This window comes from Wolbachia endosymbiont of Ceratosolen solmsi (assembly GCF_017869155.1).
Taxonomy (GTDB): domain Bacteria; phylum Pseudomonadota; class Alphaproteobacteria; order Rickettsiales; family Anaplasmataceae; genus Wolbachia; species Wolbachia pipientis.
Genome location: NZ_CP054598.1, coordinates 214,830 through 234,181 on the forward strand (window position 1 = coordinate 214,830; position 19,352 = coordinate 234,181).

Annotated in this window: 13 protein-coding genes and 3 pseudogenes; 11 read left to right on the top strand and 5 right to left on the bottom strand. The window is 36.3% G+C overall.

Annotated elements, in window-relative coordinates; all coding sequences use genetic code 11:
• Positions 1-53: 53 nt before the first annotated feature.
• Positions 54-1,208, bottom strand: coding sequence for a hypothetical protein (locus HUB95_RS01155; protein WP_209452453.1), 1,155 nt, complete (start codon positions 1,206-1,208; stop codon positions 54-56).
• A gap of 550 nt (positions 1,209-1,758) precedes the next feature.
• Between HUB95_RS01155 and HUB95_RS01160 the strand changes: the two genes are divergently transcribed.
• The 3 genes from HUB95_RS01160 (at position 1,759) to HUB95_RS05975 (ending at position 6,530) form a co-directional block, all read left to right on the top strand.
• Complete coding sequence (locus tag HUB95_RS01160) at positions 1,759-3,105, top strand: hypothetical protein (RefSeq protein ID WP_209452521.1); 1,347 nt, start codon at positions 1,759-1,761, stop codon at positions 3,103-3,105.
• 92 nt (positions 3,106-3,197) lie between these two features.
• Positions 3,198-3,425, top strand: coding sequence for a hypothetical protein (locus HUB95_RS01165; protein ID WP_015589227.1), 228 nt, complete (start codon positions 3,198-3,200; stop codon positions 3,423-3,425).
• Between the two features lie 21 nt (positions 3,426-3,446).
• On the top strand, positions 3,447-6,530 hold the full coding sequence (locus HUB95_RS05975; RefSeq protein ID WP_244662772.1) for a hypothetical protein: 3,084 nt from the start codon (positions 3,447-3,449) through the stop codon (positions 6,528-6,530).
• Positions 6,531-6,693: 163 nt separating this feature from the next.
• On the opposite strand, the gene uvrB is transcribed toward HUB95_RS05975, so the two are convergent.
• On the bottom strand, positions 6,694-8,619 hold the full coding sequence (uvrB, locus tag HUB95_RS01175; protein ID WP_209452454.1) for an excinuclease ABC subunit UvrB: 1,926 nt from the start codon (positions 8,617-8,619) through the stop codon (positions 6,694-6,696).
• Between the two features lie 395 nt (positions 8,620-9,014).
• Positions 9,015-9,335, bottom strand: a pseudogene (locus tag HUB95_RS01180) (transposase); the annotation flags it as partial.
• 85 nt (positions 9,336-9,420) lie between these two features.
• Here HUB95_RS01180 and HUB95_RS01185 point away from each other — a divergent pair.
• The 4 genes and pseudogenes from HUB95_RS01185 to radA all read left to right on the top strand — a co-directional run bounded on the left by HUB95_RS01185 (position 9,421) and on the right by radA (position 13,798).
• Positions 9,421-10,260: pseudogene (locus tag HUB95_RS01185) on the top strand (IS982 family transposase).
• Positions 10,261-10,282: 22 nt separating this feature from the next.
• Positions 10,283-10,372: a transposase gene (locus HUB95_RS06455; RefSeq protein ID WP_209452455.1), complete on the top strand. Its 90-nt coding sequence runs from the start codon at positions 10,283-10,285 to the stop codon at positions 10,370-10,372.
• Between the two features lie 341 nt (positions 10,373-10,713).
• Positions 10,714-11,701: pseudogene (locus tag HUB95_RS01195) on the top strand (IS630 family transposase).
• A gap of 753 nt (positions 11,702-12,454) precedes the next feature.
• Complete coding sequence (radA, locus tag HUB95_RS01200; RefSeq protein ID WP_141457221.1) at positions 12,455-13,798, top strand: DNA repair protein RadA; 1,344 nt, start codon at positions 12,455-12,457, stop codon at positions 13,796-13,798.
• Here the strand turns inward: radA and ftsY are convergent.
• Positions 13,785-14,696 (bottom strand): signal recognition particle-docking protein FtsY, encoded by a 912-nt coding sequence (gene ftsY, locus HUB95_RS01205; RefSeq protein ID WP_015589234.1) that lies wholly within the window; start codon positions 14,694-14,696, stop codon positions 13,785-13,787. The two genes, radA and ftsY, sit on opposite strands and share 14 nt — an antisense overlap.
• 203 nt (positions 14,697-14,899) lie before the next feature.
• Here ftsY and iscU point away from each other — a divergent pair, with 203 nt between their 5' ends.
• From iscU to hscA, 4 genes are read left to right on the top strand one after another with little or no spacing between them, the layout of a single operon-like run.
• Positions 14,900-15,283: a Fe-S cluster assembly scaffold IscU gene (gene iscU, locus HUB95_RS01210; RefSeq protein WP_209452456.1), complete on the top strand. Its 384-nt coding sequence runs from the start codon at positions 14,900-14,902 to the stop codon at positions 15,281-15,283.
• A gap of 5 nt (positions 15,284-15,288) precedes the next feature.
• Positions 15,289-15,702 (top strand): HesB/IscA family protein, encoded by a 414-nt coding sequence (locus tag HUB95_RS01215; RefSeq protein WP_015589236.1) that lies wholly within the window; start codon positions 15,289-15,291, stop codon positions 15,700-15,702.
• Positions 15,695-16,153 (top strand): iron-sulfur cluster co-chaperone HscB C-terminal domain-containing protein, encoded by a 459-nt coding sequence (locus HUB95_RS01220; RefSeq protein WP_015589237.1) that lies wholly within the window; start codon positions 15,695-15,697, stop codon positions 16,151-16,153. The genes HUB95_RS01215 and HUB95_RS01220 overlap by 8 nt, the downstream gene beginning before the upstream one ends.
• Positions 16,131-17,879, top strand: coding sequence for a Fe-S protein assembly chaperone HscA (gene hscA / locus HUB95_RS01225; protein ID WP_141457223.1), 1,749 nt, complete (start codon positions 16,131-16,133; stop codon positions 17,877-17,879). The genes HUB95_RS01220 and hscA overlap by 23 nt, the downstream gene beginning before the upstream one ends.
• 7 nt (positions 17,880-17,886) lie before the next feature.
• On the opposite strand, the gene lepB is transcribed toward hscA, so the two are convergent.
• Positions 17,887-18,633, bottom strand: coding sequence for a signal peptidase I (lepB, locus tag HUB95_RS01230; protein ID WP_010962911.1), 747 nt, complete (start codon positions 18,631-18,633; stop codon positions 17,887-17,889).
• Between the last annotated feature and the right edge of the window lie 719 nt (positions 18,634-19,352).

Consider the following 19,352-nt stretch of genomic DNA (forward strand, 5'->3'; position numbering starts at 1 on the left):
TTATAAATAAATCATAAGTGCAACAACTTTTTTGCATTTTCATAAATTTTTTTTCATTTCCCTTTATAACCTCCTTTAGGCTGAACATTTATAGAATTAAGTTCTGATTCTGGTGAAATTTGATCCTGCTCAGCAAGTAATTCACCGCAAATTTTATCTATATCAATTGTTTCTTTGCCAGTATTACTACTCTTTTGTCCACCAATTGACCCTACTGTTTCTTTGCTAGCATTACCACTATTTCTCATATTTTGCTCACCAGTTGACCCTACTGTTGGTGTCTGCCCGCTAATATTCATGCTTTTCTTTTCTGATTTTTCACTAGACCGCCCTGTCTTTTCAACAAATATTGGCCCCTTCTCCGCAGGTTTCTGTGGACACACCTCTTTCTTCTGTTCCTCCGGCTTCGCTTTTTTCTCTTCTTTGTCCACTTTTTGTTTTTGTGAATTTTCATGAGATTTTCTTTCAAGCTCAGTAAGACGCAATAGATGTTTCAAAGGATCTGACACAATTTCAAGTTCTGGTTTGCTCAGAACAACCGGCCTTACAAATCCTGGTGAAATTTCAAAAAGGAAAACTGGCACTTTAGGTTTTTCTCTTTCATCCACTTTCATTTCTACGTTTTCGCAAACTTCTTTATTTTCTTCCTTTAATGATGTTTTTTCTGCTTTTTTATCTTCTTTTTCTGTAGATGCCTCTACCGCAGCCGCCAACTCAACTCCAAACATCTCTGCGAACATTGTAACAATCCATCCGACAACAGCCATTTGTAACCTGAGTTTCAGACCTTGCAATGCAGTTAATCTTTCTAACGCCCTTGCAAACTCTTCTTCTGATAACTCACCACTGCCTAATTTCTCCTGCAATTCTTTTATCTCTTTGTCCAACCTCTGATTGAAACTTAAATCGCGTGCAAAAATCTTCTTGATTAACTCCTTAAGCTTATCACGCAAAAACTTCATTATCGCAGCAATCAGGTTTTTTTCTTTCTTCTCCTTGAGCATTTGGTAGATTTTCGGATCATCTACATCTACTTCAAAAAGGGTAAAGAGAGATTCAAAGAAATTCCAGAAATCTCCGAGTACTCTTCCTTTTTCACCAGTGAAGTAATCCTCATCATCACCTTGCCCGATATGTAGCTCTGCTTGAGATGATATTTCATCGATACAACTAGAAGCCTGACGCTCACACTCGAGCCTCCTGAGCAAATCTTGTCTGGTGAGCTCCTCTACGCACTGCCTCTATTGTCTGATATAGCTAAAGTGACTTACGATAATTTGAAAAACAAAAATTCGTCATTCCGCTACTTGTTAGCGGAATCTATACCGCGAATGAATCGCGGTATGACGTAGGACTGCTGTCATCCCAGTGCGTGACACTGGGATCTCGTTCCTTAACTTTATAGTGTAAATTATTTCAAATTGTGTCTAGCTGCAAGTATAATAATTTCCATTTATAGATAAAGTATGTTGCAAATGTTATGCCAAAGAGTATAATAAAATCTATATCAAATACTTTACAAGAAAAAGTGGGATAGAGGCAAAAGCAAATATTAATAAGGATAATTTAAGAAAAGTGCATGCTAGAGTTTGAAGAAGCAGTAAAAATAAAAAATATTATTGAAAGGTTAAATAGCACATGATATAATATATATATAGTGTAAAGATGTAAATAATTTTATTGACATCTTTACATTAATAGTTCTTAAATATTTAGTACTGTAGAATTAAATTATTAAGTTTTATGAAGGAAGTAAAAATGGTGGAAAGCTTTTCAGGTAACAACAAAGGCAGTAATTTTATTGAGGAGGCAAAAATAATGGAAAATTTTTCAGATAATAACGGAAACGGTAGCTCGATCTTCCAAGGAAAAATCAGGGAGCAAGATTTCTCTGCAGAGCAGAAGCTAAATGAACTAAAAGCAGCCATAGAGGAGCTCACCAGACAAGATTTGCTCAGGAGGCTCGAGTGTGAGCGTCAGGCTTCTAGTTGTATCGATGAAATATCATCTCAAGCAGAGCTACATATCGGGCAAGGTGATGATGAGGATTACTTCACTGGTGAAAAAGGAAGAGTACTCGGAGATTTCTGGAATTTCTTTGAATCTCTCTTTACCCTTTTTGAAGTAGATGTAGATGATCCGAAAATCTACCAAATGCTCAAGGAGAAGAAAGAAAAAAACCTGATTGCTGCGATAATGAAGTTTTTGCGTGATAAGCTTAAGGAGTTAATCAAGAAGATTTTTGCACGCGATTTAAGTTTCAATCAGAGGTTGGACAAAGAGATAAAAGAATTGCAGGAGAAATTAGGCAGTGGTGAGTTATCAGAAGAAGAGTTTGCAAGGGCGTTAGAAAGATTAACTGCATTGCAAGGTCTGAAACTCAGGTTACAAATGGCTGTTGTCGGATGGATTGTTACAATGTTCGCAGAGATGTTTGGAGTTGAGTTGGCGGCTGCGGTAGAGGCATCTACAGAAAAAGAAGATAAAAAAGCAGAAAAAACATCATTAAAGGAAGAAAATAAAGAAGTTTGCGAAAACGTAGAAATGAAAGTGGATGAAAGAGAAAAACCTAAAGTGCCAGTTTTCCTTTTTGAAATTTCACCAGGATTTGTAAGGCCGGTTGTTCTGAGCAAACCAGAACTTGAAATTGTGTCAGATCCTTTGAAACATCTATTGCGTCTTACTGAGCTTGAAAGAAAATCTCATGAAAATTCACAAAAACAAAAAGTGGACAAAGAAGAGAAAAAAGCGAAGCCGGAGGAACAGAAGAAAGAGGTGTGTCCACAGAAACCTGCGGAGAAGGGGCCAATATTTGTTGAAAAGACAGGGCGGTCTAGTGAAAAATCAGAAAAGAAAAGCATGAATATTAGCGGGCAGACACCAACAGTAGGGTCAACTGGTGAGCAAAATATGAGAAATAGTGGTAATGCTAGCAAAGAAACAGTAGGGTCAATTGGTGGACAAAAGAGTAGTAATACTGGCAAAGAAACAATTGATATAGATAAAATTTGCGGTGAATTACTTGCTGAGCAGGATCAAATTTCACCAGAATCAGAACTTAATTCTATAAATGTTCAGCCTAAAGGAGGTTATAAAGGGAAATGAAAAAAAATTTATGAAAATGCAAAAAAGTTGTTGCACTTATGATTTATTTATAATATATAGATTACATAATATTTTTATTAACGGAGGGTATTATGGATAAAAAACAACAAGCGAGCTCTAGTTCACAAGGAGATCCTCGTTTTAAGGTAGGCTCTGGTGGGTATGATTCTGCTGCCTGGCTAAAAGCTAATCCTAGAGAAGGTGGTGGACCAGACATGCACGAGGGTCGTAGTAGGTTTGATGATTGTGGTAAGTATCCTTATACGAGGATGAGTGGTACTAAAGCTGATAAGGCTGGGAGTAAAAATAAAGAAAAGTAATATTTTGATAGGGGAGGAGTTATGACTAGTTTAGATTTTGTTAAGGAGCTGGTTAATGCATTTAACGTTAGTAATTACGGCTCTAAAGTCAACACTAATTTTGTTGTGGAGGGCGATAATATCGTCGTTAAGTTTAATTGTGGTCGGCGCTCTGCAAAGAGGTACTTATCACAGATGGCAAGAGACTTAGTAAGAGAATATTATTCTGATGAGTTTGTAGCTTGTCACGTTTTTGATCTTGAATCTTTTCCATTTCACTTTGATAAGAAATGGTTAAAGTATGACAAGAAAACAAGAATAACTAAGCTCACAGTTCCTATAGACTCTAGAGTAATTTTTAATCTCAAGGTGCACTTTGCTGAGGAATTTGAAAATGATGTCGAAGACCGAGTGATTAAGAAAATTGATGAAAAACATCATCTTGGTAAAAAACGCATTGAAGAGACTTTAAACGCAAGTATAAAGCAGGCAAAAATGGATCCGTCATCTAGTTATATAAAATGTCTGTTGTTTAATGGCCCAAATCTGCAAACGTATTTTGTGATGGCACTTCAAGCACAAATGGAGGAGCATGGTTGTAGTTATTCAGATTTCTATCATATTGATGGCAATAAGGTATATGTTAAAGATGTTGAAAATATTGGTTTCATTAGAAATATAACAGAAGCTTCTAAAAAAGAGGTGGGGTATAATTTTTACCTTCAGCACAGTGATAATTTAAAAGTGAAAGCTAAACACTACAAGGATGCTATAGGCGAGCTAATCTTTCGCTTAACTGAAATATCAATCCACAGGTATTACTATGATGAGTTTATCGATAAAGACAAGATAAGTAATGGAGATCGCTTTGCTTTTATACCTACAATCAAAGAGGGTAATATTTCAAGGTACCTAAATCGTGGTGAGGCAAATAAGATTAATGCTCAATTTGGTTATGATCTTTTGACTGATATTAAAGGTCAAACTGAAACCACACGATCAGGTAGATTTGGTGGTGTATATGCTTTTTCCAATAGACAGATTGCTCTTTTAATTCCTGTAATTATAGAAAACTCTGTAATCAATAAAGATGGTCAAATAGAGATTGATCCTGGGCTTCCTCGAACGCTATTAGCTGAAGCATCACCGACACAGGAGTTTCCCAAGCGAAGTTGTGGTGAAGGGTTAGAGAAGCATCCCAGGCAAGGATCAGAAAGAGAGAAAGAAACAGAGCCTTTTCGGGGGGTGCTGGGGGAAGAGATAGGTCAGGCTAGTACTTCTTCTCAGCAAACGGACATGCCATCCAGTTCATACGCGTACATAGATAAACGAGATGAAAGTATGCAAGAGGATTCGTACTTTTTGCCATCAACGTTAACTTCTTTTCCACGTGTTATAACTCCTCCAGTTCATTACACAATATCGACGAAACCAATTCTACTTACGACAAAGAATGATCAAAAGTCCTCAAGTCTTGAGTTTTCTGCACGTTCTCCATGTTTGAAAGATGTGAACATTTTGGGTATGAAATCTGAAGAACATGATAAAAGCGAGCAAGGGGCTTGCTCACAGGTGGGTGTGAGAGCATTGGAAGGTGATCAGGCAGATGATGAAAGTATGCTAATAAAGATTCAGGGTCAGCAAGTGAGCTATAGGCCATCATTGACTCCTTTTCCTACAGCATGGAATGATTCAATGTCCTTAAATTCTGTGGCTTCTAATGAGGAACCTGAAAAACAGCAAGTTACTGATGAAAGTGATCTAGAAAGTAACGATGAGTGTTCTAAAGCAAAGCCACAGAGTGAATCTCCGAGTAGCCGGAAAGGGTCAGAAAGTAATTCGTTTTCAGGTAGTAGCACTCCATCAAAGGTACGACAATCTAGTATATTAGAGTCTCTAGAGAACACGTCTTTTGGTGGTATTCCAGAACACTTGCCACAAGATGCCGTAAGCAAGCCAAATGTGCCCGGGGACCGTAGTTCTAAAATTTCTGTAGATAGTGGTTTAGGGTCGCTTGAGTGGCCACAGTCGAATTCTTCTATAACTACTAGTACTGTTCCAGGGATATCTGAATCAAGGAAAGATCTAAATCCTCCCGTAGACAATAAGCGGCCACAGTCACTGCCACTTGCGGATTTTTCTACTTGTGCTAGTAATGAAACAGTAAAAGCTTTTTTGTGTTTTCTAGATTATTTTTCTTCTTCTGAAGGGAAGAAGCAACTACCCTTACTTCTTTCTTCTGAGGCGGGAAAGCAGTTATCCTCGATTTCGGATCCTCGTGAACAGGAAAACCTACTAGACTTTCTTTTTTCTACTGAGGGGAATAAGCAACTATGCTCGCTTTTTTCTTCTGAGAATAAACAACAACTGCATTCACTTTTTTCTCCTAAGGGAAAAGAGCTGCTGTTTTCACCTTCTCCTGAGGGGCAAAAGACGATACCTTTAGTTCTTTCTCCTGAAGGGAAGGAGCGATTACCCTTACTTTTGTCTCCTGAGGGAGAGCGAATATCCAAACCTTTCTCTCCTGAGGCAGGCAATATAATATCCTTACTTATTTATTCTCGTGTAGAACCTAAAAATATGTCACACCGTTCATTTCGTGACAAATTAGCAAAATGGCTTCACCGTAATTCTTCACTCTCAAAAGTGGCTTCTCCTCAAGAAAAACCTCTTACTAATGACGAGAAGAAGGAACTACGCCCATTTCTTTGTCCTAAGCTGCAGAAGAAACTAGATTCCAACTCTCTTGAGGATGCACAGTTAAAATACTTGCTGTATACTCCTGGTGGGAAAGAGAAGCTAAACTTACTCCTTTCTTCTCCTGAGAAGGAGGGAAAGCAACTACACCCAGGTTTACCTTCGGAGGCAGAAAAAGGCTTACTTTTTAAGTTCTTTGATGAACAAGAAATTAGTGGTAACACTTCTACAAATTCTAAAGATAGTGATTATTCAGGATCGTCTTCACAAAAATCGACTAGTGATACTGGAAGTGATGAAGATGGACTAGAAGCTAGTGGTGGGTCGTCAGTCTCATCGAACTCCAGTACTTCCACTGTTAGAACTAAAATGGATGCTACTAAGATCGAGCAATACTTGCAGGAGAAAAAAGTTAACAGTTGTACCTAATCCACTGCTCTCAGCCACCTAAGTGTTTTATTAGCTGACCCTGAGAGCACTGGTGTTAATTTTTCTCATCCATTGTAAGTATTGCATGGTACTAAATGTTTAAAAAGTATTAATATAAAGATATCAATAAAATTATTTACACTTTCATGCTATGCCCATAGCATCATATATTACTTAACCTTACAATAATTTTTTTTATTCTTGCTGCTTCTTCAAACTCCAAATTTTTAGCATGCTCTATCATTTGCTTTCTCAAATCATCCTTATTAGTATTTACTTTCGGTTCTGCTATTGCCCTCTCCTGTAAGGTGTTTGATATAGGTTTTATTATAGTCTTCGGGATAATATTGTGCAATATATTATGTTCTTCTTGTTTTTTTCTTCTTCTTTCGGTCTCTCTCAATGCACGATCTAAAGAACCAGTGATTTTATCTGCATACAAAATTACTCTACCTTCAGCATTACGTGCAGCACGACCAATCGTTTGAATTAATGAAGTTTCCGATCGCAAAAATCCTTCTTTATCAGCATCCAAAATTGCAACCAACCCACACTCTGGAATATCAAGACCTTCCCTCAGCAAGTTAACACCTACTAAAACATCGATTTCTTTAGATCTCAATTTGTATATAATTTCTATTCTCTCCAGCGCAGCAATATCAGAATGCAAATAACTCACTCTCATATTCAATTCACTCATATATTCAGCTAAATTTTCAGCCATCTTTTTCGTCAATGTAGTGATTAAAACACAAAATCCCTTCCCTATTGTCACTTGTGCCTCATGAATTACATCATCAATTTGACTCTCTATTGGTTTTACAATGCAGATTGGGTCTGTAAGCCCTGTTGGACGGATAACTTGCTCTATAAATACATTATTGGTCTTTGCCAACTCATACTTTCCTGGAGTGGCTGAAATGTAAACAGTCTGCGGCCTAACTCCCTCCCACTCTTCAAATTTTAATGGACGATTATCAAAAGCGGAAGGGAGCCTGAAGCCATAGTCAATCAATTTCTTTTTACGCGCCTCATTACCACTGTACATCGCACCAACCTGAGGAACGGTGACATGACTCTCATCAACAAATAAAATTACGTCTTTGGGTAAATATTCAAACAAAGTAGGCGGTGGATCCCCAGCTTCCATTCCATAGAGATAACGCGAATAATTTTCAATACCTTTACATATTCCTGTTGTTCTCATCATTTCGATATCAAAATTAGTGCGTTGCTCGAGGCGCTTTGCTTCAACAATCTTATTTTGCGAGTAGTAATAATCCAAGCGTTCATGCAGCTCTTTTTTGACTAGTTCAATTGCCTGCAACAAAGCCTCACGCGGGGTTATGTAATAGCTATTTGGAAAAATGGTGATTTTATTTACGCCTTTGGTAACATTGCCCGTTATAGCATCAACTTCAGAAATTTCTTCTATTTCATCGCCAAATAACGATAAACGCCAAGCTTTATTTTCATAATGGGAAGGAAATATATCAATAATATCGCCGCGCACTCTGAAATATCCTCTCTCAAACCTGGCATCAGAGCGCTTGTATTGAAGATCAGTTAAGTTGCTCAGGAAATCATTAATACGAATTTTATTTCCAACACTAAGCGGTATGATCATGCTGCGGTAGCTCTCAGGCGAACCAAGACCGTATATGCAGGAAACACTGGCAACTACGATCGTATCCCTGCGCTCCAAAAGGGAGCAGACGGTGGAATAACGCAGCATCTCAATTCTTTCGTTAATTGCAGAATCTTTTTCGATATAAGTATCAGTTTGTGGTAAATAGGCTTCAGGTTGATAATAATCATAATAAGAAATGAAGTATTCAACAGCATTATGGGGAAACAATCCTTTCATTTCCTCATAAAGCTGTGCTGCTAAAGTTTTATTGTGTGCCATAATTAATGCAGGCCTGTTTGTCCTTGCAATAACATTTGCCATAGTAAAAGTTTTCCCAGAACCAGTAACTCCAAGCAAAACCTGATCTCTTTTATTGCTATTTAGCCCTGCAATTAAGCTATCGATTGCCTGTGGTTGATCCCCAGCCGGTTGAAAATGTGTAGCGATTTGAAATTCCATAGACTTTACTTACTATCTTTGATGCATTGTATAGTAAACACTATATTGCTTTTAAGATAAGTTGTATAGCTATCGTAAAGCCATAAAACATTAACCAACAATGTCATGCAAGTAGCTGACACTGGAATCTTGTTTCAATGTTAAACAAAATACCATAGAATTCAAGAAGACAATTCCTAAAAAATCCCTACATCCAAAAAAAGGCAAAATGCTGCTTGAATAAGCTAAATTTTTTTAAATGCAAAAACAATAAAACATAGTTGATACTAAAGTTATAGTACTCCTATGACAACGTTACAAAAATTAAGGAAATGGATAGCTCTGATCAATTGGAATAGTATTTTCAGGTACCGGTGGTCAATATGACATTTTTAAAATAAAGATTTAGAACCTGTTTAAAATCTTCTCAATAGAAGAGAAATGAAGGAAAGAACGACCATTTGTAGGCTAGTGTTAAGTTTTCGCTCGCAATTTTTCCACAATCGTCTGCATTTTTCTAACCAAGCGAAAGATCGCTCTACAACCCATCTTTGTGGCAATACAGCAAAGGAATGTAATTCACTTCGTTTTATTACTTCTACAGTTGCTCCAATAATCGTTTTTATTTTAGTTGCAAAATTTTCTCCTGTATAACCTGCATCGACCAGTATATTTTTAACTTCCGAGAGGTTTTCTTTTGCGCTTTCAACCATTCTCACAGCACTGCTAACCCCAGTTGTAAATTAGAAAAAATAGAAAAGGTAAGGAAATAGGGTAAACTCCGAGGTATTTGATATTCATTCCTAAAATAGGAGGTTACCAATGAAAGAGAAAGTAACAGAAATCTTTTGTATAGTCGATGATTTTTGCAATACAGTCGATGAAAATTTTGCAGAAAAACTTCTACCAAGTGGCAAAAAACCAACCAGAACGCCAGAGATTACGCATTCAGAGATTTTTACCATAATATTGCTATATCAAGTGCGACAATTTTAAAATTTTCTATGTGCATTATTTGAAATTATTATACGAATCAGCGTTTCCAAAATTGCCATCCTATAGTAGGTTTATCAGGTTAAAATCGCGGATTTATGGTATTTAGCGCTCTTAATGCAATGGTTTTGCGAACAGTCAAAAGTGACAGGGATTTCGTACATAGATGCAACATCTATCGCTGTTTGCCATCCAAAAAGGACCTCGAGAAACAAAGTTTTCAAAGGGTTGGCAAAGATTGGAAAGACTACTTATGGGTGGTTTTTCGGTACATCTAGTAATCAATGAAACTGGCGAAATTCAAGGGGTTACGGTGATAAAAGGCAACGTTGATACCTGTGCCAAATTTAACTAAGAAATTGACTGGATTATTGTTTGGAGATAAAGGATATATCAAAAAAGATCTTTTTCACGAATTATTCGATAGAGGGTTAAAGCTTGTAACCAGTATAAAAAAGGGTATGAAAAACTCATTAATGGCGCTAAATGAGAAGATTTTGTTAAGAAAAAGATCGATTATTGAGACAGTTTTTGGCTCTCTGAAAAACAAATTTGAGATTGAGCATACTCGCCATAGATCACCGATAAATTTTTTGGTACACATTTTTTCTACGCTTGTTTCATATTCCATACAGCCGCTGCATTTCTAAGCTTTACTTCGTTGGCTAATCCGCAACTGGGGTATATAGGGTTGACACCAAGGCAATATTCTTCTGGAGAAGTTGATCGGCATGGCAGCATATCAAAGATGGGACCACCGGAATGTAGAAGTATGTTATGAAGCTGCACAAACAATGCTTACAGTTACCAAGAGGACATTTAAATTAAAAAACTGGGGTTGCGAAGAAAAAAGGAATGAAAAAAGCAATTGTAGCAGTAGCAAGAAAATTAGCTGTAATTATGCATAGGATGTTGGTTGATAAAACAGAATTTTATTATCAATAAACATCAAAAGAGCATAGGACAATAATTTTATTGAAAATAAAGATAGCAATGCCGATGGAAGGGACAAGCAAGAACTTAGTTAGACTTCGTGGTAATACCAATTCCCGCTACACAAGTAACGGATAGACAATAATAGAAAAAAAGCCATACTGAAGTAAGTAAAGTAGCGAGGTTTAAATGGCATTAAGATCAAAATTATTGGATGAAAAAGTGGTGGAATCAGCAAAAGAAATGCTGAAGAAAGTAAGAAATAACGCATATGTTGCAAAAAAACTAAATGCTGTAATTGCAGCAAAAAAGCACAGTATAACAGCCGTAGCAAAGATATGCTGCATTTCAAGAAAGGCACTTACTGCATGACCTAAAATTTGGCAGAGAAGAAAAATTATTTGCTCCGCCTCAACGCCGTAGAAAAACTATATTGAATCAAAGTCAACGTGAACAAGTTGAGGTGTGGATAGAGGAAAACCCCAATATTACTATAAAAGAAATGAAAATAAGAATTCAAGAAAAGTTTGGTTTGAATATCAGCAAATCTACAGTACACCGTAATATGCAAAGAATGAAATTCTCATATATCACACCAAGACCAGTGCATAACGGACAAGATAAAAGTAAACAAGAGGAATTTAAAAAAAATCTTAATGAAACTATTGTCATGTATCCTGAAAAAGAGCTATTTTTCTTCGATGAATCGCGGTTTGGGACACATTCAAAGATTGGACACGGGTGGTTTAAAAAAGGCATTAGGACACAGGTTAAGGTAAAACTAGGTAGGCAAAATTTTTATCTCTATAGTGCAGTTAATCCCAGAAATGGAGAAAGTTCTAGCTCAAACGTCAATACTGATTGTATGAATATATTCCTTGAGCAGATGTCACAATATTTAGGAACAAGGGAGGCATTTCTTATCATGGATTGTGCTAGTTGGCATAAGTCAAAAAATTTAAAAGTACCTAAAAATATCGACATTATATACCTACCACCATACTCACCTGACCTCAATCCTGTTGAGAGGTTTTGGTTATATATAAAACAGAACATTTTGCGTAACAAAATCTACGACACAATTGCTTTGCTTGAGAGCGCTTTGTGCAAATTTATTACCTCTCTTTCTCACTCCACAATTAAAAAACTCTGCAATGCCGCTTATTTGATTCACTAGTAATGAGAATTGGTATTACATAACCATATAACATTGGGAATAGAAACAAAAAACTTGCTTGACACCCTTCGCCAGCCCCCTTATCATAAAACTGAAGCTATTGTATTTGCTTTCGCCAATCTGCAGATTAAAAGGTAAGGATTACTTAATGTATTGGCGTCTTATGTTCAATTTTTTGCAGTATATAGATACTGTATGTCTTTACAAAACTTCATCTACATCTAGATTTTTATCTAAATAAGCTGAACGCGCTTATAAAGCGTTACAAGACATCAAAAAATGCCAATACTCGACAGAGATAGTAAAAGACTAGCTAACTCGGGGATTCTTTGTCTTTTTTTCTGCTTAGTAAATTTCTTAAACATTTGCAGCGTAAGTTAGTTGCAATTAAAAGCAGCTAAATCTTGCTTGTCAAGCGTTTAAAACATAAAAAACGCCAATATTTTAAAGCGGATAATAACCCCAGGGCTTCTTTTGCCTTTTTTTTCGTTTGGTAAATTTCTTAATGTTTATGGCTAAACGACAACCGTCATCCCGCTACGTGTTAGCGGCTAAGAGATACCGTGACGGTATGACGGTTCGCGCGGTGGCATGACCTCGTCATCCCGCTACGTGTTAGCGGGATCTATGCTTTGAGATACCGCGAATGAATCGCGGTATGACATAGGGAACCCTTTCTTGGGTTAGCTATAGATTTACTTCGCATATTCAGCTAATTTTTATTACAATTACAACAAAATAATTTTGGCTTTGATGAAAACTGTATATGTATGTCAATCCTGTGGTCACAGCACTGGTAGGTGGGTAGGGAAGTGCATCGCATGTGACAATTGGGATACAATTGTTGAGGAAATAGCAGTAAAAACGGGCAAAAGAAGTATATCTGCACCAATTTTAATAAAGACGTTATCGGGTAGCGAAATTATCACTCCAAGTCGTTTTTTAACAGGAATAGAAGAATTAGATAGAGTTTTTGGTGGGGGTATCGTTCAAGGTGCTAGCATTTTAATTGGTGGAGAACCTGGTATTGGAAAATCCACCCTTTTGCTTAGAATTGCAGCTAATGTTGTGCAACTTTCCTCTTTTGAATGTCTTTATGTATCCGGCGAGGAGTCTTTAGAGCAGGTGAGTCTCAGAGCAAAGCGTCTTAAGATAAATGAACCTAAAATTAAGCTTTTATCTACAGTGTCTTTAACTGATGTAGTAGCAACAATAAAGGAAAACAAAAGTATTAAATTCTTAGTAATTGACTCTATACAAACAATGTATGATAGCAGAATTACATCGGCACCAGGAACTGTAACTCAGGTTCGTACTTGCGCACATGAATTAACTATTCTTGCGAAACAATATGGTGTTTCTCTTTTAATAGTTGGTCATATAACTAAGGATGGACAAATAGCTGGACCCAAAACTCTGGAGCATATGGTGGATACGGTATTATATTTTGAAGGTGAAAATAGCAATCAATATCGCATTTTGCGTACTATTAAAAATAGATTTGGCCCTGCAAATGAAATTGGTGTTTTTGAGATGTCTGAAGCAGGACTTGTGCCTGTTGATAATCCATCATCATTGTTTCTGATGGCCCATGACAGAGAAGTAGTTGGCAGCGCCGTATTTGCAGGAATTGAAGGTTCAAGACCAATTTTAATGGAAGTGCAAGCATTAATAGCAGGGACTAATATGGCAACCCCAAGAAGGGCAGTAGTTGGGTGGGATATTAATCGATTGGCTATGATCATTGCGGTGCTAAATGCTCGTTGCAAAATGTTTTTGCATGATAAAGAGGTATACCTAAACATTGCAGGGGGACTCAAAATACAGGAACCATCGGCTGATCTTGCTGTTGCTGCTTCCCTTATTTCAAGTGTAGTAAATTTACCGCTGCCAACTTCTTCAATAATCTGCGGTGAAGTTGCACTTTCAGGAGAAATTAGGAATGTCTCGCATGCTGATCTCAGACTAAAAGAAGCACAAAAGTTAGGATTCAAAAAAGCAATTATGCCTAAAAATGGCAATTATTCTTCTCATGATATTGAGATAATTAAGCTTGGTCATGTAAGGGAATTAAGAGAAGTCTTTAATTACAATTAAATAATGCTTCAGCAAATTCTTTACTAGTAAACTCCCTTAAGTCCTCTATATTTTCGCCAATTCCTATAGCATGTAACTTTACCTTATAAGCTTCTGCAAGTCCAATTACTACTCCGCCCTTAGCGGTGCCATCTAGCTTTGTTACGATTAGCCCGGTAACATGGACCATCTTACTAAATGCCTCTAATTGGCTATAAGCATTTTGGCCGGTAGTTGCGTCAAGAACTAAAATAACGTCATGAGGGGCAGTATCATCCAATTTCTTTATCGTTCTATATATTTTTGATAACTCCTCCATAAGGTTCACATTATTTTGCAGCCTTCCTGCTGTGTCAATTAGAACAACATCAACGTTATCTTTTATAGCTTGACTTACAGCTCTATATGCCACACTTGCAGAGTCGCTACCGTACTCTCCAGTAACAATCAAGCAATCAGAACGTTCTGCCCAAATGTTTAACTGCTCACTAGCAGCAGCTCTAAATGTGTCACACGCAACAAGCATAACGGATTTTCCCATCTCCTTATATTTATATGCAAGCTTACCTATAGTCGTGGTTTTACCATTACCGTTTACTCCGCATACCATTATTATATGTGGTTTTTTATTTAAAATTAACGGCTGTACAACTGGGCTCAATATAGCTTCTATTTCGTTCATTAACTGCTGCGAGATAATATTATGTTCAACTTCCTTGTCAAACTTGATGCTTGTGAGCCTATCGATAATCAACTTAGAAGTTTTATGACCAATGTCCATGCTAATTAGCAATTCCTCTAATTCATCTAAAAGCGACTGATCTAATTTTTTTTTGCCAGAAAAAATACTTTTCACCCCGTCGCTAAAGCGAGAAGAAGTTTTTAACAAGCCTTTATAAAGGTTACTAAACAAACTCAAGGGAATACTCCTTTTTAAATTATAAACTTAATGACAACATAGAGACGCTGATTGTAAAGAAATACACGTATTATGTGTATTTGTAAAGTTAAACAGTCGTTTTACGGGAATTTTGAAAGTAAAAATCACGTAAAACGATTGTTTTCCTTTAGTTTTTAACCTAAATATGTTATAATGTAAAATAGCAGTTTATAGGTAATTTTATGAGTTATAATGAGAAAATTTTAGATCATTATGAAAATCCAAGGAATGTTGGCTCTCTGGATAAAAATGATCCAAATGTTGGTACTGGTTTAGTTGGTGCACCATCGTGCGGTGATGTAATGAAATTGCAGATAAAGGTCAATGACAAAGGTGTTATTGAAGATGCAAAATTTAAAACTTTTGGTTGTGGTTCTGCCATTGCTTCAAGTTCCTTGTTAACAGAGATGATAAAGGGAAGAACCATCAGTGACGTTACACAGATAAAGAATACTCGAATAGTGGAAGAGTTGTCTTTACCTCCAGTGAAGATACACTGTTCGGTACTTGCTGAAGATGCTATAAAGGCTGCTATTCATGATTATCAAAGTAAGCAAAAGAATTAAGAAGCATGAGTGAATATCAAGAAGTAGGCGGAGGTGAAACTGTAAAAAAGAATAGAAAACTTATCACTATAACTGCGGAAGCAGTAGAAAGGATAAGGTATTTATTGGACCAAAAGAAGCATACTAACCTTGAGAAACCGGAAGAAGCAATAGGAATAAGAGTGCTAATTAAGCAAAAAGGATGTTCTGGTTTAAAATATGATATTGAATATGCGTATGATACTCGTCCTTTAGAGTCGATAATTGAGGAAAACTGCAGTGATGACCAAAAAGTTAAAGTGTTGATCGATCCAAAATCCGTCATGTTTATTCTTGGCTCTGAAATGGATTATGTAGAAGAAAAATTTTCATCGGGTTTTGTTTTCAAAAATCCTAATGAGAAAGGAAAATGTGGTTGTGGAGAGAGTTTTCATGTCTAGCAGCTATTTTACATTGTTTGAAATTGAACCAACTTTCAATATCAGCTTTGATGAGTTAGAGAAAAAATATATTGAGCTAAGCAAAACTGATATAAATGAAAGACAGTCCCAAAACATGGAAAATATTAACAGAGCTTATCAGATACTAAAGTCACCGCTAAAACGTGCCGAGCATTTGCTAGATTTTTTTGATGTGAAAAGCCAAAAGGACCACTTAAATTCTGAAATATTAAGTGAATCAATGGAAATAAGAGAATATTTGCTGGACTGCGATGATTTACAATTTGCAAGCAGGATGATTGATGAAAAAATAAAAGATTGCGTTAAAAACCTAATTAACACTTTTGCTATAAAGAATTTTGATGGAGCTGCTACACAAGTCTTAAGATTGAAATATTTATATAAGTCATTTGAGGAGGTGAAAAAGAATGCAACCAATTCAAATTTCTGAACCAAATTCAAGTGAAGTAATTTTTGGTATAGATCTTGGTACTACCAATTCTTTGATTGCTATGGTAAATAAAGCTGGTAACGTGGAGATATTTGAAGATGAACAAGGAAGAGAACTGCTGCCTTCTGCTCTTTCATATGAAAATAATACATTAAAAACTGGCTACGATGTCGGTCAAAATGCAATCTACTCAATAAAGCGTTTAATGGGTAAAAGTGTTGAAGAATTAAATAAAGAAGGCGTCAATTTTGAAATAGATCATGAAAGCGAAAAAGTTATTAGAATAAAATGCGCAGAGGAAAAGTATCTTACTCCTGTTGAGATTTCTGCTGAGATATTAAAAGCTTTATGTGAGAGGGTAAAAAAGTCTAAGGGACTGGAAGTAAAAAAAGCAGTGATTACTGTGCCAGCTTACTTTGACGATTCAGCACGTAACGCAACTAAATATGCGGCAAAATTAGCTGGAATAGAAGTTCTTCGCCTCGTTAACGAGCCAACCGCTGCAGCGCTTTCTTACTCCATTGAAAAGAACAATAGCAGTGGAATATATGCAGTGTATGACCTTGGTGGCGGAACGTTCGATATTTCGATATTGAAATTGCATCAAGGAGTGTTTCAAGTTCTTGCAGTTGGTGGTGACACCAAACTCGGCGGTGATGATTTTGATCATTTGCTGAGTTCAATTGTGATTGATAAGTATAGAGAAAAGACGGCCAAGCAACTAAATTCCTTACTTATCGAATCACGCTCTGTGAAGGAATATCTGAGCAAAAACACCTCAGGCATTTTTGAATTCAGCATTAACGGCAAGCCATTTGAATGTGAAATTACCAGAGAAGAATTCGAGCAGGCAATCAGTTCTTTGGTCAATAAGACTATCAATATAGTCACTCGTACTATAAGCGACATAGATCTTAAAATTGATAATATAAAAGGAGTAATTTTAGTTGGTGGTGCAACTAGAACACCATTGGTTCAAAATTCACTAGTCAAACTCTTTGGAAATAAAGTGCTGAATGACGTGGATCCAGATAAAGCAGTTGCCATTGGGGCAGCTCTGCAAGCTCATGATTTAACTTCGAGCTCAAAAGATAGGAATATTCTCCTGGATGTTCTACCTTTATCACTTGGCATAGAAACTATGGGAGGCATAGTTGAAAAAATCATACCAAGAAATACGCCACTACCAGTTTCAGAAACAAAAGAGTTTACAACTTATTTTGATGGGCAAACAGCAATGAAAATTCACGTTTGTCAGGGAGAACGTGAAATGATAGAGGATAACAAATCTCTAGCGCAGTTTGAACTAAAAGGTATACCGCCACTACCTGCAGGTTCTGCAAGAGTTGAAATAGAATTTACAGTTAACGTTGACGGAATCTTGACTGTTACTGCAAGAGAAAAAACTACTGGAATCGAGCAGACAGTTGAAGTAAATTCAAGTTTTGGCTTGAGTGAAGCTGATGTTCAAAATATGGTTAACCAGTCAATAAACAGCTTTGATGAAGATATGAAGGCTCGTTCCCTTGCAGGCGCTAAAATTAATGGAAATAAACTCATACACTTGGTTGAAAACAATAATAACCTTTCCACTGATCAAAAGTTGAAAAACCTATTACAAAATGCAAAAAACGCTTTACAAGGCAATGACTTGAATGAAATTAACAACACTATCGCCGAGTTAGAAAATTCTTCTTTAGAGTTGTGTGAATTAACAAATAGGTAGAAAAAGCTTACACAACCTTGTGCAATACCCTATTTAATCTCAAAGCAACAGGTAACCTGAAATTAAATGGTAACCAATCGACCTTCCCCAGTTTAAACGATAAACCAACTATACTTACACGCCCAATGATATTTTCCATTGGTACAAAACCAACTTCAGGAAACCTGCTATCCAAAGAATTATTTCTATTGTCTCCCATAACGAAAAATTGATCGTTAGGTACATAATAAACCGGAGTGTTATATGATAGCTTATTAGAAATGTCATCTACCAAAATCTCATGTTCCTTGCCACTTAAAAGCGTTTCTATATATCTTGGTATGTTACGATTTGACTCATAATCAAAAAAACTTTCAATTTGCCTTCGCTCTACTTTCTGATCATTTAGGTATAATTCTCCCTCTATCATTTGCACTTTGTCACCTGGTGTTCCTATTACTCGCTTAACAAACCTGATGCTGTCATTTCTTGTGGGTTTGAAAACTACTATGTCGCCACGCTTTGGAGGGGTATAAAAAATCCTGCCGCTAAAAATGTTTGGAGAAAATGGAAATGAGTGTTTACTGTAACCGTATGAATATTTACTAGTAAAAATGTAATCCCCTTCAAGTAGGGTGCTTTTCATTGAACCAGAAGGTATATGAAATGGCTCGAATAAAAAACTACGTATTGACAGCGCAATCAACAGTAAAAAAAACAATGAAGATAAAAATCTTCCCGTTCTTATCACCCAGTTTTTGCTTAGTTCTTCCAACTTTTCCAACTTTGTTTTTCTTATAGATTAAGCTTATTATAATACATAAATTAAAAAATGGTAATATGAAATTTTACTTGTGAATGTTATTCCTCTATTCAAAACGATTTTGAAAAGGCGGTTCATTTCTTTCAACGGTGTCATCCAAGTAGCGTGACACATAACTGTACGAACATTGCAATTTGCAGGTGGCAGATGAAAGTAGCTGATGCACATCTGTACGAACATTTGCTTTTGTTAAGGTAATATGGTGTTATGAAAGTAGCTGACACTGGGATGGCTTTGTTGCATCGCTACTTATGAAAGGCTAACTATAATTAGGATTATAAGCAACCTATTGAAAATCTTGTTTTTTTGCAATCAATCTGATCAAATTTAAGAATAGTAATTTGTTATTTATATTAATAAATTTAATTCTATTGAAAATAGCTAAAGCATTGAAATTCTTGAATTTTAGCCGGATTGGTAAATGGTAGTGAAATTTCTTTTACTCAAATTTAGGTATTCATTGACCGTTCTTGTTATAAATACCAGAATAATAAGCTAATGATATTCCCTATCTTTTTTATCTTTAATCCATCATAGCTAGCGATGCAACAAAGCCCACTGGAATCCAGGTTGTAACCGTTCACGGATTGTGAGAATGAATAAAGAACTAAGCAGTCGTAACTTTTGGAAGGGATTTTGGCCATTGAGACGTGATGTCAAAAATATCGACA

Coding starts and splice junctions, on each gene's coding strand:
- HUB95_RS01165 (WP_015589227.1), top strand. CDS start 3,198: ATGGATAAAAAACAACAAGCGAGCTCTAGTTCACAAGGAGATCCTCGT.
- HUB95_RS01220 (WP_015589237.1), top strand. CDS start 15,695: ATGTCTAGCAGCTATTTTACATTGTTTGAAATTGAACCAACTTTCAAT.
- iscU (WP_209452456.1), top strand. CDS start 14,900: ATGAGTTATAATGAGAAAATTTTAGATCATTATGAAAATCCAAGGAAT.
- uvrB (WP_209452454.1), bottom strand. CDS start 8,619: ATGGAATTTCAAATCGCTACACATTTTCAACCGGCTGGGGATCAACCA.
- HUB95_RS01215 (WP_015589236.1), top strand. CDS start 15,289: ATGAGTGAATATCAAGAAGTAGGCGGAGGTGAAACTGTAAAAAAGAAT.
- HUB95_RS05975 (WP_244662772.1), top strand. CDS start 3,447: ATGACTAGTTTAGATTTTGTTAAGGAGCTGGTTAATGCATTTAACGTT.
- HUB95_RS01160 (WP_209452521.1), top strand. CDS start 1,759: ATGGTGGAAAGCTTTTCAGGTAACAACAAAGGCAGTAATTTTATTGAG.
- radA (WP_141457221.1), top strand. CDS start 12,455: ATGAAAACTGTATATGTATGTCAATCCTGTGGTCACAGCACTGGTAGG.
- hscA (WP_141457223.1), top strand. CDS start 16,131: ATGCAACCAATTCAAATTTCTGAACCAAATTCAAGTGAAGTAATTTTT.